This is a genomic window from Arthrobacter sp. P1_D4 (assembly GCF_056406115.1).
Map to the genome: position 1 here is coordinate 238791 of NZ_JBFUAU010000013.1, position 15256 is coordinate 254046.

Annotated in this window: 18 protein-coding genes and 1 tRNA gene; 10 read left to right on the forward strand and 9 right to left on the reverse strand. The window is 67.7% G+C overall.

Going from position 1 to position 15256, the window contains the following annotated elements; translation table 11 throughout:
• Positions 1-53 precede the first annotated feature (53 nt).
• Positions 54-527, forward strand: a complete 474-nt coding sequence (locus AC1D0A_RS14450) for a DUF2231 domain-containing protein (RefSeq protein ID WP_243181844.1) — start codon at positions 54-56, stop codon at positions 525-527.
• 1 nt (position 528) lies between these two features.
• Here AC1D0A_RS14450 and AC1D0A_RS14455 read toward each other — a convergent pair whose 3' ends face one another.
• Both AC1D0A_RS14455 and AC1D0A_RS14460 read right to left on the reverse strand, forming a co-directional pair.
• Positions 529-1839, reverse strand: a complete 1311-nt coding sequence (locus AC1D0A_RS14455) for an MFS transporter (protein ID WP_476946097.1) — start codon at positions 1837-1839, stop codon at positions 529-531.
• Positions 1840-1882: 43 nt separating this feature from the next.
• A complete protein-coding gene (locus tag AC1D0A_RS14460; RefSeq protein ID WP_476946098.1) occupies positions 1883-2035 on the reverse strand; it encodes a hypothetical protein in 153 nt (50 codons plus the stop codon).
• A 19-nt stretch (positions 2036-2054) separates the two neighbouring features.
• Between AC1D0A_RS14460 and AC1D0A_RS14465 the strand changes: the two genes are divergently transcribed.
• From AC1D0A_RS14465 to AC1D0A_RS14480, 4 genes are all read left to right on the forward strand, one after another.
• Positions 2055-2342 carry a cellulose binding domain-containing protein gene (locus AC1D0A_RS14465; protein WP_308197256.1) on the forward strand — a complete coding sequence of 96 codons (288 nt, stop codon included), beginning with the start codon at positions 2055-2057 and terminating at the stop codon, positions 2340-2342.
• Between the two features lie 157 nt (positions 2343-2499).
• On the forward strand, positions 2500-3243 hold the full coding sequence (locus AC1D0A_RS14470) for an HNH endonuclease family protein (protein WP_476946099.1): 744 nt from the start codon (positions 2500-2502) through the stop codon (positions 3241-3243).
• Between the two features lie 225 nt (positions 3244-3468).
• A complete protein-coding gene (locus AC1D0A_RS14475) occupies positions 3469-3645 on the forward strand; it encodes a hypothetical protein (protein WP_476946100.1) in 177 nt (58 codons plus the stop codon).
• Positions 3646-3686: 41 nt separating this feature from the next.
• The gene (locus AC1D0A_RS14480) at positions 3687-4250 is read left to right on the forward strand and encodes a DUF805 domain-containing protein (protein ID WP_476946101.1); all 564 of its coding nucleotides are present in this window, start codon (positions 3687-3689) and stop codon (positions 4248-4250) included.
• A 186-nt stretch (positions 4251-4436) separates the two neighbouring features.
• On the opposite strand, the gene AC1D0A_RS14485 is transcribed toward AC1D0A_RS14480, so the two are convergent.
• The 4 genes from AC1D0A_RS14485 to tmk all read right to left on the reverse strand — a co-directional run bounded on the left by AC1D0A_RS14485 (position 4437) and on the right by tmk (position 8063).
• Positions 4437-4509 (reverse strand) — tRNA-Thr (locus AC1D0A_RS14485).
• 114 nt (positions 4510-4623) lie between these two features.
• On the reverse strand, positions 4624-6207 hold the full coding sequence (locus AC1D0A_RS14490; RefSeq protein WP_476944500.1) for an alpha/beta hydrolase: 1584 nt from the start codon (positions 6205-6207) through the stop codon (positions 4624-4626).
• 60 nt (positions 6208-6267) lie between these two features.
• Entirely contained in the window at positions 6268-7410 is a 1143-nt protein-coding gene (locus AC1D0A_RS14495; RefSeq protein ID WP_243181851.1) for a DNA polymerase III subunit delta', read from the reverse strand.
• Entirely contained in the window at positions 7407-8063 is a 657-nt protein-coding gene (gene tmk, locus AC1D0A_RS14500; RefSeq protein WP_028276354.1) for a dTMP kinase, read from the reverse strand. The genes AC1D0A_RS14495 and tmk overlap by 4 nt, the downstream gene beginning before the upstream one ends.
• Before the next feature lie 134 nt (positions 8064-8197).
• Here tmk and AC1D0A_RS14505 point away from each other — a divergent pair, with 134 nt between their 5' ends.
• Positions 8198-9394, forward strand: a complete 1197-nt coding sequence (locus AC1D0A_RS14505; protein ID WP_243181852.1) for a trans-sulfuration enzyme family protein — start codon at positions 8198-8200, stop codon at positions 9392-9394.
• A 9-nt stretch (positions 9395-9403) separates the two neighbouring features.
• Positions 9404-9763, forward strand: a complete 360-nt coding sequence (locus AC1D0A_RS14510; protein WP_028276353.1) for a DUF2516 family protein — start codon at positions 9404-9406, stop codon at positions 9761-9763.
• Positions 9764-9776: 13 nt separating this feature from the next.
• Here the strand turns inward: AC1D0A_RS14510 and AC1D0A_RS14515 are convergent, their stop codons facing one another.
• Positions 9777-10625, reverse strand: coding sequence for a class I SAM-dependent methyltransferase (locus AC1D0A_RS14515; protein WP_476946102.1), 849 nt, complete (start codon positions 10623-10625; stop codon positions 9777-9779).
• Positions 10626-10803: 178 nt separating this feature from the next.
• Here AC1D0A_RS14515 and AC1D0A_RS14520 point away from each other — a divergent pair, with 178 nt between their 5' ends.
• Entirely contained in the window at positions 10804-11550 is a 747-nt protein-coding gene (locus tag AC1D0A_RS14520; RefSeq protein ID WP_243181854.1) for a phosphoglyceromutase, read from the forward strand.
• Between the two features lie 165 nt (positions 11551-11715).
• Here the strand turns inward: AC1D0A_RS14520 and phoU are convergent, their stop codons facing one another.
• Entirely contained in the window at positions 11716-12378 is a 663-nt protein-coding gene (phoU, locus tag AC1D0A_RS14525) for a phosphate signaling complex protein PhoU (RefSeq protein ID WP_079552056.1), read from the reverse strand.
• A 207-nt stretch (positions 12379-12585) separates the two neighbouring features.
• Here phoU and AC1D0A_RS14530 point away from each other — a divergent pair, with 207 nt between their 5' ends.
• Together AC1D0A_RS14530 and AC1D0A_RS14535 are read left to right on the forward strand one after the other, a co-directional pair.
• Complete coding sequence (locus tag AC1D0A_RS14530) at positions 12586-13818, forward strand: sensor histidine kinase (RefSeq protein WP_028276349.1); 1233 nt, start codon at positions 12586-12588, stop codon at positions 13816-13818.
• Positions 13815-14495, forward strand: coding sequence for a response regulator transcription factor (locus AC1D0A_RS14535; protein ID WP_028276348.1), 681 nt, complete (start codon positions 13815-13817; stop codon positions 14493-14495). Before AC1D0A_RS14530 ends, AC1D0A_RS14535 begins: the two co-directional genes overlap by 4 nt.
• A 164-nt stretch (positions 14496-14659) precedes the next feature.
• Here the strand turns inward: AC1D0A_RS14535 and AC1D0A_RS14540 are convergent, their stop codons facing one another.
• Complete coding sequence (locus tag AC1D0A_RS14540; RefSeq protein ID WP_476946109.1) at positions 14660-15229, reverse strand: hypothetical protein; 570 nt, start codon at positions 15227-15229, stop codon at positions 14660-14662.
• Between the last annotated feature and the right edge of the window lie 27 nt (positions 15230-15256).

Sequence of the window (15256 nt, forward strand, 5' to 3'; positions counted from 1 at the left end):
TTCGCTGCCCCGTTATCAGACCCGGTGCCGTCACGTTCTGGAGGAGATTTCACTTGATCGAAATTGGTGGGCTCCCGGCCCATGTCCTGCTCGTCCACGCCGTAGTGGTATTAGCGCCCATTGCAGGTCTTGGCGCCATCGTTTATGCCGTGGCACGGCGCTGGTGGGGCTACCTGGCGTGGCCCTTGGGCGTGTTGTCACTGGGGCTGGTGCCGGTAACACTCCTGACCGCGCAGGCAGGCGAGCAGCTGGAGAAAGTCCGTCCGGCGTCGGCGGTGGTCCACGAGCACGCCCAGGAAGGTGACGTACTCAAAGTGCTTTCCGTGATCTTCTTCGTCCTGGTCGCGGCAATGTTGATGGTCACCTACGAGCCCTTTGGCCGGCGCCTGGCGTTCCTTGGCGGCCTTCGGAGCAACCGGATTGTCCGGGGAGCCGTCCTGATTGCCGGCGCCCTCGCGGGGGCCTTCTTCATTTACCAGAGCATCATCACGGGACATTCCGGCGCGGCCTCAGTCTGGGCGCGCTAAGTCAGCCCCTCTGCGGGCCCTTGGCCAGGTGATGCGTGCCGGGCCCGGTGCAGCGTGACGAGCAGCAGGACAAGGGCCGTTGCCTGCAGTCCGGCCACGGCAGCGATGAGCGCCGGCCGTGCGCCGTAAAGTGACCCGTACAGGGCGCCGCCGGCCAAGGCTCCGGCGCCCTCGAACGCCGCGAACACCCCGTACGCCGTGCCCTGCCGGGGTTGGGGCACCAAATCGGCAACCAGCGCCTTGACCGTGGAGTCCTGGATGCCGGTGGCGGCACCCCAGACCAAGACCCCGGGCGCACGAGCCCGGCGCTCGGCGCCAGGGCCAGTACGGGCACCCCCATAATCAGCACGGGCAGCGCCAGGAGCACGGCCGCCCCGGCGCGGTCGTAAAGGACGCCACTGGCGAGGGCCCCGACGGCGGCGGCCCCCATGGCGCCGGCGTACAGCAGCGGAACCACCGAGACGGGGACGGCCACGTCGGCCGTCAGGTGATAGGAGATGACGCCGAAGGCGACCAGTCCGGCGCTCCAGAAGAACCCGGCCAACGCGAACAAGGTGAAGACGCTGGAGAGCGCCGACGGCTGCCGCCCGGCGGGTTTCCCGCGGGGCGGCTCCGGCAAGTCGGAGGGGTCGGCCACGGGCCTGTCCGCGCCGGGATCCCGGACGCGGCGGCGCAGCCAAACGAGAATCGCCAGCGCCGCCGCCGCCGGAATGATGAGCACCGCAAAGGCTGCCGGCAGTGAGCCGGTGGCAACCAGCACCGCCGAGACGAGCAGCGGGCCCAGGAGCGCCCCGGCCAGATCGAGGGACTTGTGGACGGCGAAGCCGCGGCCCCGGCCAACCGGCCCGGCGACGGCGGCGAGCAGCACGGTTTTCGCCGGGCTGCGGACGGCTTTGCCTACCCTGTCCCCGATGATGAGCACGGCCGCCAGGGCCATCCCGGCGGTCCCGGCGAACGGCGTCAACGCCAGCAGCGGGACGCACACCGCCGTCAGCACATAGCCGGCCATCGTGAAAGTCCAGTACTTCCTGGTGCGGTCCGCCCAGGGGCCGAACACCAGCCGGAGTCCCTGGGACGCGGCTTCCGCAGCGCCGGTCACGAGGCCGACGAACAGCGCGGACGCACCGAGCTGGGCCAGCAGGGGACCGCCGAGCGGGCGGGCGCCGTCGGACACCATGTCCGCGGCGAGGCTGACCAGGCCGAAGCCGACAACCGGGCCCCACAGCCGGTGCCGCCAATTCCCGGTTTGGCTTCCGGACCGCGACGTCGGGTATTGCTGGCCGGCTGGCATCCTGCGCCCGGGCCGTTCCATTTCCTAAGGCTGACGGACGGCCCGGAAAAAGACAATACGCAGGTCAGGGGCCTGTCGCCGCGTCGAGGCGCAGAAGGAAATATTGGCCAAAGGGGTTCTTTCTGGGCGGGACCGTCACCTCAACGCCGTCGCCGACTGCCACGCCGTCGCTCACGGCCACGGCCACGGCGACGCCGACGCCCTCGCCGTCTCCCACCCCTACATCGGGCGCGCCGATCAGCGCGGTCTGGAACCTCGGCAGTTCATGGACCGGCGGCTACGTGGCCAATATCGAGGTCACTGGCCTCCGGGCGGCGGCCGGTTGGAGCGTGAGCTGGCCCGATCCGAACGTCACCCGGGTGGCCAACTCCTGGGGGATCAGCTGCACGGTGCTCCCCAAGGTGTCGGTGACCTGCAGCGGCTCGGACTGGGCCACGAAGGTCGCCGCCGGCCAGAAACTGTCCGTAGGCCTGCAGGTGGATTCGCTGAAGGCTCCCGTCAACCCGGTGCTCACTCTGAAGTAGCCGGCCGCGCAAGGGCGCCCTCACCGCGCAACGTATTGACGAGAAGCAGCCTGGAGCCGCGGCCACAGCCTCACGTGAGCGACTCCATGCTCCGGCCTGCGCGGGCACGGAACGGGGTGCGGGTAATCTGGTCATTTTCGCCGCACTCATGATTGGCATGATCATCTCCCGCTCCGCCGCCACCAAGTCCCTGACCGTCCTTGCCGGCCTGCTTCTGGCAGGCTCCCTCGCCGGCTGTGATGCCGCAGCCCACGTTGGCGCCAAAGTCGCAGACGCCGTGCACAGCGCGGCCGCATCCCAGGCTCCCGGTGCCGGTGCCGGTGCCGGTGCCGCGCACCCGGGCGAGGCCGCCGCGGCCGTAGCCCAGCTGGCGTCCATCCCGGTGAAGGGCAAGGCCCCAAAGACCGGGTACAGCCGTGGGCAGTTCGGTCCCGCCTGGTCCGATGTAGACCACAACGGCTGCGACACGCGCAACGACATGCTCCGCCGTGACCTCACCGACGTGACGACCAAGCCGGGGACCAGGGATTGCGTCATCGCCTCCGGCAAGCTTGCCGACAAGTACACCGGCAAGACCATCACCTTCACCCGTGGTGAGAACTCGGCCGACGTCCAGATCGACCACATTATTCCCCTGTCGCTGGCCTGGCAGACCGGCGCCCAGCAGATCAGCGCCGGCCAGCGCCTCCAGCTCGCCAACGATCCGCTGAACCTGATGTCCGCCGACGGCCCCGCGAACCAGCAGAAGTCAGACTCCTCGGCCGATGCTTGGCTGCCGGCCAACAAGGCGTTCCGGTGCGAATACGTCGCCCGCCAGACTGCTGTGAAGGCCAAGTACAAGCTCTGGATGACCCGTCCCGAGCACGACGCCATCGCCGGGATTCTCGCCACCTGCAAATAGCGGCACCGCATCCCTGAGGGGTACCTTCGTCGGAGCCGCCTAAACCGCGCCCAAATCTCCGTCTCGTCGAATAGCTTCCGTCCCTGAGGACGGCACACCAAGGTGTCGGCCCTTTCTGCTCCCTGACCTGCGGAAACATTCCGGGATGCCATAGTGCCCACGGGACGAAAACGCCGGTAGCATGACAGCCGGGGGCCCGCTGGGGCGCCCGGTATTGGGGGAACCATGGCACAACCGCGCCGGCTACTCGGCAGCAGTCCCAGCTCCGTCATCGCGGGCCGTCACCGCCTCGAGGTCCATAACGCGCAACGCCGCGGTGCCGCGCGTGCCCAGGCCCATGTCCTGCCCCCGCCGAGCCAGGCGCCACACTTCAGCGATTCCGCCGCGGCCGACGTCCCCTGACCCTCCCGGATCCACCCGGCACACCAGTGAAGGAGCATCACATGTCAGATCCGCATTATTCTCAGCAAGGCACCGGCCGGCAGATGTGGCCCAGCGAGCAGCCCCGGCAGAACCCGGGGTGGGCGCCGAACCCGTACGCCGCTGCGGCGTACCCGGCTCACGGATCCGGGCCCGTGCCACTCTGGGCACCGCTCTACGGCGCTTCTCTGCCAGAGGCCGCGTCGCGGTTCTTCAAGAAGTACGGGACGTTCTCCGGCCGCGCCAGCCGGAGCGAATACTGGTGGTGGATGCTCGTCTCCGGTCTCGTCTCGATCGTCTTAAACGTCATCATGCTTGCCGGTGGGGCGGCCGGCGCAAAACTGGGCCCCAACGGCGCCAGCGTCCCCGGCCCCGCCTATATGATCGGGCTCATCCTGGCAGCCGTCTGGTTCCTGGCAGTCATTGTCCCGTCCTTGGCCCTGACGGTCCGTCGACTCCACGACTCGAACTTCAGCGGCTGGATGTACCTCATCGTCCTCATCCCGTTTATCGGCGGCATTATTCTCCTCGTCTTCACGCTGCTGGAATCAAAACCCGAGGGCCAGCGGTTCGACGTCCCCGCATAAGCATCCGGGTCGCACCCACTGACCCCGCGCGAACTACAAGAAGGCCCTGCCGCCCCTGAGGGCTGCGGGGCCTTCTTCTGGGTCGGGGTTCCCGGCCCGATACGGCCCCGTACGGACCCGTCCCGCCGCAACCAATAAAAAACCCCGTATCCCCGTTGAGTCAACGGTGATACGGGGTTCTTCCCGAGCTTCCTGCCAGAATCGAACTGGCGACCTTCTCATTACGAGTGAGACGCTCTACCAACTGAGCTAAGGAAGCAACCACATGAATGCCCTGTGAACCGGGCGGATCATGCAAGAGACAACTGTAATAGAGTCCCGGCGTCCGGGTCAAAATGAGCGACCGAAGCCGCCATGCGGCCCCGTCGCGGACCTAGCAGACGGTGTTGTCCGCCGGGGCCTTTCCGTCCACCAGGTAGTCATCGACCGCGTTGCCGATGCAGCTGTTGGAACGGCCGTACGCCGTGTGGCCCTCACCCTTCCAGGTCAGCAGCGAGGCGTTCCCAAGCTGCTTGCGCAGGGAACTGGCCCATTGCACGGGCGTAGCCGGGTCGCCGGTGGTTCCAACTACGACAATCGGGGCCGAGCCCTTGTAATCGACCGGGGCAGGGGCCCGGACGTTCTTGTACGGCCAGTCCTTGCAGTTGCTGCCGCCATAGGCGAAGTAGTAGCCAAACGTGGGCGACAGCTGGCGCAGCTTCTGGTCCTCGGCCCGCATGGACGCGGTGTCGGACACCATCGGGTAGTCCAGGCAGTTGATGGCGTTGAAGGCGAAGGTGCTGTTTGACGTGTAGGTGCCGCTGGGATCGCGGTCGGCGCCGAAGTCGGCCAGCTGCAACATGCCCGTGCCGTCGCCGGCCAGGGCGGTGGCGAGCGCCCGGGTGAGGATCGGCCAGTTGTCATTGTTGTAGAGCGGGATGATGAGGCCGCTGACAAACGTGGAGCCCGAGACCTTCCGGCCGTCCTTCGCCGGCAGCGGGTTCGCCTCGGCCGCGCTGATGGCGTTGCGGATCTGCTGGACACCTTCCTCGGTGCTTCCCGCGAGGGGGCATCCGGACGTCTGCTGGCACTTGGCGACATAGGCGTGGAGGGCCTTTTCGAAGGCCACGGCCTGGTCGCGGGTCAGTTCCTCGTTGCTCAGCGATGGGTCAAGGGCGCCGTCGAGGACCAACCGGCCCACGTTGTCCGGAAACAGCGATGCGTAGGTGGCGCCGAGGAGCGTCCCGTAGGAGTAACCGAGGTAGTTCAGCTTGGAGTCGTTGGCCACCCCGCGCAGGATGTCGAGGTCCTTCGCGGCGCTGACGGTGTCGATATGGGCCAGCACCGGCCCGGTTTTCTCCACGCACTTGGCAGCGATGGCCTTGTTGTCGGCCAGGGCCTCGTCTAGTCCGGCGTCGGTGTCCAGGGCGTAGGTCTTGGCGCGGGACGCGTCGCGTTCCTTGTCCGTGAGGCACGTGACCGGGGCGGAGCGCTTCACGCCGCGGGGGTCGAAGCCCACGATGTCGTAGGCGGACCGGACTTTGTCCGAAATATTGGTGTTGGCCGCATCCCTGACGAAGTCGTACCCCGAGCCGCCCGGGCCGCCCGGATTGACCATCAGGGTGCCCTTCTTGTCGCCTGTCGTGGCGAGCTTGATGGCGGCAAGCTCGATGCGTTCGCCGTCGGGCTTGCTGTAGTCCAGCGGAACCTTGATTTTGGCGCACTGGAAGTTGCCTTCACACGGTTTCCAGTCGACCTGCTGGGAGTAGTAGCTGCGCAGCTCGGCCGGCGCGGCCGCCACGATTGACGGGTCCGCCTGCCCCGCCGCCCCCGATGCCGGCGCACTGGACCCGTTGCCGCCCCCGCCGCCGAAGAGGGTGCACGAGGCCAGCGTGAGGGCCAGGGCCACGGCGCCGACGGCCCGCATGCCGATCGCCAGGGATCTGGATCTTGCGGACTGGGGTCGAGCAGGCTTCATGCGGTTCTCCTTGGAGGCTAGGAACGAAAGCGAAGATGATCGTTGGAGCGGCCGGAACCGTCAAATAAGGCTGGAAGCCATGGACTCGATCGTCAGCAGCGGGGCCACGTTGGTTGTGGTGATCCGCGTGCGGGCCTTGTTGATGGCGTCCATTCGGGCAAGGGTCACTTCGGCGGTGGAACGGGAGGCGAAGTCTTCGAGTTCGCTTCTGAGTTCAACGTTGACGAGTTCCACTGCGTTCCCCATCTGGATGATCAGGACATCCCGGTAAAAGGACAACAGGTCCGTCAGGGTGCGGTCAAGGGAGTCGGTGACGGAACGCTTGGCGCGGCGCTTCTGGTCGTCCTCGAGCTGCTTGACCTGGCTCCGCATGGCTGGCGGCAGCGTGCCGCTTTCGGGTGCCCCGAGAGTGGCCAGAAGCGCCGTCTTCTCGGCGGCGTCGCGCTCGTCGTTGGAGCTGTTGGCTTCCTCGGTGGCGATCTTGACCAGTTTCTCGGCCATCATGACCGCCGCCGTGACGCCGCGAAGGGACAGCGGAAACCGCACCGTCTCGAGCCGGCGCTCCCGGGCCTCCGGGTCCCGGGCCAGGCGGCGGGCGATCCCGACGTGGCTCTGCGCCGCGCGGGCGGCGCGCTCGGCGACCGCCGGGTCCACGCCGTCGCGCTTCACCAGCAGTGCAGCGACGGCGGCAGCCGGCGGAAGCCGCAGCGCCACCGGCCGGCAGCGGGAGCGGATGGTCACCAGGACATCGGCGGGGGAGGGGGCGCAGAGCATCCAGACGGTGCGGGGCGTGGGTTCCTCGATGGCCTTGAGCAGCACGTTGGTGGTCCGCTCGGCCATCCGGTCCGCGTCCTCCACCACGATGATCCGCCACCGGCCCGACGAGGGCCGGTTCCCGGCGGTGGACACGAGCTCACGCGCCTCGTCGATGGTGATGGTGACCTTCTCCGTGCGCACGAACGAGACGTCGGAATGGGTTTCGCCGAGGATGGTCAGGCACGCCGGGCATTCGCCGCAGCCGCGCAGGCTGACGTCCTCCTGGTCGCAGTTCAGGGCCGCGGCGAACGCCTTCGCGGCGTTGGAACGGCCGGAGCCGGGCGGTCCGGTGAAAAGCCACGCGTGCGTGAGCCCTTCGTTCTGGGCCGCCTGGCGCAACTGGGCCACGACGGCGTCCTGGCCCTGGAGGTCGTCCCAGACCGTCATGCTGTGCTGCTTTGGGTGACGGCCAGCAGGGATTCGACGCGCTCGAGGATCCGGGCAGCGAGTTCGGCGACCGGCAGCCGGGCGGGCAACACCAGATACGCCTCGGGCCGGGCCGAGGCGAGGTCCAGGAAGGCCGCCCGGATCTTGGCATGGAATTCGTCGGCCTCGGACTCGAGGCGGTCTTCGGCGGCCTCGCCGGCGGTGCGCCGCTGCCGGCCAACGGCGGGCTCGACGTCGAGGAGTACCGTCAGGTCCGGCTGCAGGTCCGATGTGGCCCAGGCATTGATGTCCCGGACCGCCTGCGTTCCGAGGCCTCGGCCGGCGCCCTGGTACGCGACCGAGGAATCGATGTACCGGTCGGTAAGGACGATTTCGCCGCGTTCCAGGGCGGGGCGGATGACCTGGCTCGCGTGCGCCGCCCGGGATGCCGCGAAAATCAGGGCCTCGGTATGGGCATCGATGTGGCCGTGGCCGTGATCCAGCACGAGGGACCGCAGCTTCTCGCCGATCGCCGTGCCGCCCGGTTCCCGGGTCCGCAGCACGGTAAAACCATCCGATTCCAGGGCTTTGGCGAGTTCAGCCGCCTGCGTGGACTTGCCGGCGCCGTCTCCGCCCTCGAAGGCAATAAACAGTCCGGGCAACAGGCCGGTCAACTTTCGGCCGGACGCTCCGGGGCTCTGGGTAGTCACCGTTCAAGAGTACCGACAATCCCCGACACTCTAGTCTGCGGATAGTCTGCGGCGTAACGGCTTGGGTACCCTGCCGGGCGCCCACGTACCCTGTCCTCATGAGTCTTACTGAAGAACAGGCCGCCACGCTTTCGCCGGATTCCCTGGTCGTCGCGGCAGGGCGCCCGCCGCGCACCCGCGACGAACCGGTCAACCCGCCGCTGGTGCTGTCCTCGACCTACTTCGGCACGGGACCGCTGGGCGACGGCGACCGCGGCTACGGCCGGTATTCCAACCCCACGTGGGACCCCTTTGAAGAGGCGCTGGGCCAGTTGGAGGGCTCGGAACTGCCGGGCCTGCTCTACGCCTCGGGACTCGCCGCCGTGAGTTCGGCCCTGTCCCTGGTGCCCGCCCAGGGCGTGCTCGTCATGCCGTCGCACAGCTATGCGGGGTCGGTCACCATGGCCACCGAACTGGCGGCCAAAGGGTTCCTCGAGCTGCGGACGGTGGATATCGCGGACACCGACGCTGTACTTGCGGCGCTTGCCCCGGCCGGCGGGCGCGCCGCCAGCATGCTCTGGCTGGAGAGCCCCACGAACCCCATGCTCGGCGTCGCGGACATGCGGGCCCTGACCGCCGCGGCGCATGAGGCCGGCGCCATCGTCGTCACGGACAACACCTTTTCCACGCCCCTGGTACAGCAGCCCCTGAGCCTGGGCTCCGACGTCGTGCTGCATTCGGTGACCAAGTACCTCTCCGGCCACTCCGACGTCGTACTCGGTGCCCTGGTGACGTCCGACGCCGGTCTCCGCGCCGCCCTGCTGCACCACCGCACCATCCACGGCGGAATCGCCGGACCATTCGAGGCGTGGCTGGCGCTGCGCGGGCTCCGCACCCTGGCGCTGCGGATCGAGCGTTCGCAGGCGTCGGCCCAAATCCTGGCCGAGCGGCTCGACGGTCATCCGAAGGTGGCCGGCGTCCGCTTCCCCGGGCTGGCCTCGGACCCCGGCCACGCGCGGGCCAAGGAGCAGATGAAGGGTTTCGGTTCCGTCCTGTGCATCGAGGTGGCACCGGTGGGTGGGCAGGGCAGGGGCCTCAGCGGCGCGGACGCCGCGGACCGCATGATCCGCGCCCTGCAGCTTTGGCTCCCCGCGACCTCGCTGGGTGGGGTGGAATCCCTGATCGAACGCCGGCGCCGGCACGCCGCCGAGCCGGAGAGCGTGCCGGACAACCTGGTCCGGATGAGCGTGGGCATTGAGAACGTGGAAGACCTTTGGGCCGATTTGGAGCAGGCATTGGGCACTCTGGACGGCTAGGCTGGGGGAGTGGACGGACGCATACTCATTTACTTTGTCGAATCCGGGGTTTACCTGGTCCTGGCTGTCGTGGCCTTTGTCCTTGAGGCATGGGCGTTTTTCGATTGTCTCCGGCACAAGGCCAACGCGTTCGAGGCCGTATCGAAGCGGACCAAGACCTTCTGGCTGGCCCTGACCGGCGGCGCGTTCGCCGTGGGACTGTTTTCCCTGCTCTCGCAGCTGGGCAGCGGTGGCGGCGCCAGTTCGCTCGGGATTTTCGGCCTTGCAGCGGTGACGGCCGCGTCCGTGTACCTCGCCGACGTCCGCCCCGCCGTCAAGGACGCCGGCCGCGGCCGCGGCAGCAACATGGGCCCCTACGGCCCCTGGTGACCACCGGCGGCACCTAAGCTCCCGGGGCCACGGCTTCCCAGCCGACCGTCACTTCGCCCAGCCGCCAGCGGGACGGGCCGTCCTGGATCGGCCAACCGGCGTCGAGCAGTGCGCGGCACATCGCCCCGAAGCGCTGCCGGTTTCCGAAGGCCGCCAGCGGCGCCGCTTCCAGCCAGGCTTGGTCCATCGCCTGCAGGTAGGCGTGGATCTTCTCGCCGGGCACGTTGCGGTGGATCAGGGCCTTCGGCAGCCTTTCGGCAACGTCGGAGGGCAGCACGAAGGCACCGAACCGCATGGACAGGCTCAGGCTCAGCGGCCGCTCGACGTCGAGCGCCACCCAGGCGGCGCGCCGCCCAATTTCATCGCACGTGCCGTCGATGAACAGCCCGCCCGGGGCCAGCCGGTCCTGCACCAGCCGCCAGATGCCCGCCACGTCGGCTTCCTCGTACTGCCGCAGCACGTTGAAGGCGCGGACCAGCACGGGCCTTCCGGTCATGGGCAGTTCGAAGCCGCCCAGCTGGAACCTTAGGCCGGGCCGTTCAAGGGCTTGGGCCTGCCGGACGCGCTCCGGTTCGATTTCGATCCCCACCATTTGTACGTCCCCGCGGACCGCGGCGAGGCGTTCGAAGAGTTCGACGGCGGTGGCCGGTGAGGCGCCGTACCCGAGGTCGACGGCAAGAGGATGGGCCGCGGCCCGCAGCCGCCATGCCTGGGGCCCGGTCAGCCAGCGGTCCACGCGGCGCATCCGGTTGGGGTTCGTGGTTCCGCGGGTCACGTTACCCACGGGCCTGCCGCCGCGCGCGCTGCCCCTCGTTCCGCCCTTGTTCCGGGGGGCCAGCACCCGTTCAGCCTTCTGCACCACCGCCCAAGCCTATCCTCCAACGCGGGGTCACCTCACTTCCGTGGTGGCCGCTGGATGGACCGGCAGCGACCCCGCGTTGCCCTGAAGCGGGCGGTGAAGCAGAAGGTGAGGCACGCTCTGAAACGCGCGGTGTGTAACGCTCGGCACCGCCGCCAACCGCTCGGCTAGGATGAAAACCATGACTTACAAGCTGATTCTGCTGCGCCACGGCCACAGCGACTGGAATGCCAAGAACCTGTTCACCGGCTGGGTGGACGTTGACCTCAATGACCAGGGCCGTGCCGAGGCGGTGCGCGGCGGCGAGCTGCTCGTGGAGAACAACATCCTCCCCGACATCCTCTACACCTCGCGGTTGAAGCGGGCCATCAACACGGCAAACATGGCCCTGGAAAAAGCCGACCGCGGCTGGATCGACGTCAAGCGCGACTGGCGGCTCAACGAGCGCCACTACGGCGCGCTGCAGGGCAAGGACAAGGCCCAGACCCTCGCCGAATTCGGCGAGGAGCAGTTCATGCTGTGGCGCCGGTCCTACGACACCCCGCCGCCGCCCCTGGCTGACGATTCCGAGTTCTCCCAGGTGGGGGACCCGCGCTACGCGGACCTCGGCGACGCCATCCCGCGCACCGAATGCCTCAAGGATGTCCTGATCCGGCTCATGCCGTACTGGGAATCAGACATCAAGGAAGACCTCAGGGCCGGTAAGACCGTCCTGGTCACCGCCCACGGAAACTCGCTCCGCGCCCTCGTCAAGCACCTTGACGGGATCAGCGACGAGGACATCGCCAGCCTGAACATCCCCACCGGCATCCCGCTGGTCTACGAACTGGATGAGGACTTCAAGCCCCTGAACCCGGGCGGCACCTACCTCGATCCCGAGGCCGCCGCCGAGGCCATCAAGGCCGTCGCCAACCAGGGCAAGAAGTAACCGGCCCCCGCCCGGCCAGGCACTAAGCAAGGCACAGAGCACAAACGACGGCGTCCGGCCACCCCCAAGGTGACCGGACGCCGTCGTTCGTTCAGCGCGGTGCTATCAGCGCCGTTGTACCGGCGCCGTTGTAACTGCGGTTGAGTCAGCCGCAGTCGGCCGGAGTCAGTTGTGCTCGATCGTGCTCGGCTGCCACGCGCCCGTCACCAGGTACGTGACCTTCTGGGCCACGGAGACGCCGTGATCCGCGAAGCGCTCGAAGTAGCGGCTGGCCAGGGCAACGTCCACCGTGGTGGCCGGCGACTCCTGCCAGTCGCTGCGGGCGATCGCCTGGAAAACGCTCAGGTGAAGGTCGTTGACGGCGCCATTGGCCTTCATGATCTCCCGGGCCACGCCGAGGTCGCGGGTTGCCAGCAGCTCCGTGAGCTTCTGGGCGATCAGCAGGTCCTGTTCCGCGAAAGCCTTGAAGGTCTCCCGCAGCTGGTCCGGGACCACTGACGCCGGATAGCGCAGACGCGCCAGCTGGGCCAGGTGCCGGGCGAGGTCGCCCATGCGTTCGAGCGAGGCGCTCATCCGGAGCGAACCAACCAGCATGCGCAGATCGCTCGCCACCGGGCCCTGGAGGGCGAGGATGTCGATGGCCCGCTCGTCGAGGCTGTTCTGCAGGAAGTCGATGCGGGCATCGGCGGCAATCACGTCCTCGGCGAGGTCGATATCGGCGCCCTGGAAAGCTGTCGTGGCCTTATCGATGGCCTCTGTGACCAGCGCTGAGATCTCGACGAGCTGTTCCCTTACCTGGGCGAGCTCCTCCTGAAAAACCTTACGCACGTGTGCGTCCTTTCCTCGGAAATATTGCCTGCAATCGAAGTGGCGGGCCTATTTCGGTTCACCTACCGGCGCTCCAACTGTCAACTCTTTCAGGGTCCGGTGAACTGTTACGCCCCAATAGGTGAACGTTAGCTGAACCGCTGCCCGAATCGCAGGAGATTTCGGTTTCGGTCACGTGGCAGAGCATAAGCTGGAGCCGTGGATCCAATGCTCATCGGCGTGATCGCCGGCCTGATCGGCCTCTCGTTTGGCATGTTCGGCGTACTCGCGTTCCGGGTCAGTGAGCAGCAGCGGCATATTGTCGATGTCGACGTCGATGACCCCTCGCTGCCCGAGGGGGCCGCGGAAGTGCTCGCCGTCCTCGGCCGCGCGTTCGTGGTGGTGGATGCGATCGACGGCGTGGTCCGCGCCAGCCCCGCCGCCTACGCCTACGGCCTGGTCCGCGGGCACACGGTGGTCCACCAGCAGCTGCTGGAACTGACGGCCAAGGTGCGGCGGGACGGCGTCATCCTCGAACAGCAGCTGGAACTGCCGCGCGGCCCGCTCGGCCAGGGCACGATCGTTGTCCAGGTCCGGGCCGCCGTCATCACGGAGGAATATGTCCTCCTGCTGGCCGATGACCGGACTGAATTCACCCGCACCGAGGAAGTCCGCAACGACTTCGTCGCGAACGTCTCCCACGAACTGAAGACACCGGTCGGGGCGATCTCCCTCCTGGCCGAGGCACTCGAGTCGTCCGCTGACGACCCCGAGGCGGTGAAGCGGTTCGCCAAGCGCATGCACAAGGAATCGACACGGCTTGCGGCGCTTGTCCAGGACATCATTGAACTCTCCCGGCTCCAGGGCGCCAACGTCGCGCAGCAGGGCCGCCCGGTGGACATCAACCTTGTGGTCAGCGAGGCCGTGGACCGCTCCGTGCTGCCGGCCGAGAGTAAGAACATCCAGCTGGTGGTCGGCGGACACGCCGATGCCCTGGTCTACGGCGACCAGGACCTTCTCGTAACCGCCCTGCGCAACCTGATCGATAACGCCATCCGCTACTCGCCGGAGAACACCAAGGTGGGCGTGGGCATCCGGGCCAAGGACGGTCTCGTGGCGGTCTCGGTGACGGACCAGGGCGATGGGCTCAGCGCCGAGGACCAGGAGCGCGTCTTTGAGCGCTTCTACCGCGTGGATGCTGCCCGCTCGCGGCAGACCGGCGGCACCGGGCTTGGCCTGAGCATCGTCAAGCACGTCATTTCCAACCACGGCGGCGAGGTGACCCTGTGGTCCCGGCTCGGCCAGGGTTCCACGTTCACCATTCGACTTCCCGAGATAGAAGGGCAGGACGACGGCGACGTCCCCGAGGCGGGCAAGCCCGCTGCCCAAACTTCCAGTCGGGACCCCAGACCGCAACGACGTGACGCCGCAGGCGTCCATGAGCAAGGAGCTACCGCTTGAGCAGGATTCTGATTGTCGAGGACGAGGAGTCCTTCAGCGACCCCCTGTCCTACCTGTTGGGTAAAGAAGGCTTCGAAGTGGAGGTGGTGGACAACGGACTGGACGCCATCACCGAATTCGACCGCAACGGCGCCGACCTCGTGCTCCTGGACCTGCAGCTGCCTGGCCAGTCCGGCACCGAGGTCTGCCGCCAACTCCGGCAACGCTCCGGGGTGCCCGTGATCATGCTGACGGCCAAGGACTCGGAAATCGACAAGGTGGTGGGGCTCGAGCTGGGTGCCGACGACTATGTCACCAAGCCCTACTCCTCGCGGGAACTCGTGGCCCGGGTCCGGGCCGTCCTGCGGCGCCAGAGCGAGCCGGAGGAGCTTGTCTCCACCACGGTGCAGGCCGGTCCTGTTCGGATGGACATTGAACGCCACGTGGTCAGCGTCGGGGGCGAGCAGGTCGCCTTGCCGCTCAAGGAGTTCGAGCTGCTGGAGATGCTGCTGCGGAACTCCGGCCGGGTCCTGACCCGCGGGCAGCTGATCGACAGGGTCTGGGGCTCCGACTACGTCGGGGACACCAAGACCCTCGACGTCCACGTCAAGCGGCTGCGCAGCAAGATCGAGCCGGATGCGTCCGCGCCGCGGTACCTGATCACGGTCCGGGGGCTGGGCTACAAGTTCGAGCCCTAAAGGTCGGAAGAGGCAGCCCGGCGGCCGCTGCTGCCGGGCCGCTGCAGCCCTACTGCCCTGCTGCCGGGCCGCTGGAAGTCCGGCGCAGTTGTACATCAGGGGACACACAAAAGGAGGGGCACCTGCAGGTGCCCCTCCTTTTGCAATAGGTCCAGCCGTTGAAGCTAGTGGCCGGCCGTGCTGCTCGGCGTCGGTGTGGCCGTCTCGGTCGGCGTAGCCGTCTCCGTCGACGTGGCCGTGCCGGACCCGGTGGGCGCCGGCGTCGGCAGGTACGACTTGTAGTCGACGATCGTGCCGTCCATGACCGGAACCGTGAACTTGGCTTCCTTGTTGGTGCCGTTCTCGGAGATGGTGACCTCGAGGACGGCGCCTGGCTTGGCGCCGGCCGGGGTCAGGATCGCGGCGTCGGTGGAGTCGTTGAGCATGGTGTAGGAGTTCTTCTTGACCGGAACCTGGGTCTGCGAGCCCTCCACACCCTTGATGGTCAGCACCACGTCGTTGGAGGAGGTGTTGTACACGGCGCCGATCACACGGCCCGGCTTGTCCTCGCCATCGGAGACGATGATGAAGTTGCGCAGCTGCAGCGCACCGAGATCCGTCCGGGTTCCGTCCGAGGCCGCGTACTGCTCCGTGGTCTGCTGGGCGTTGATGTAGCCGCAGCCGGTCAGGGACAACAGGCCGATGCCAAGTGCAGCCGTTGCCATTGCCAGCTTGCCGCGCTGGCCCCGGTTCATCGCAGTGAAACGCACGTCACGCACTCC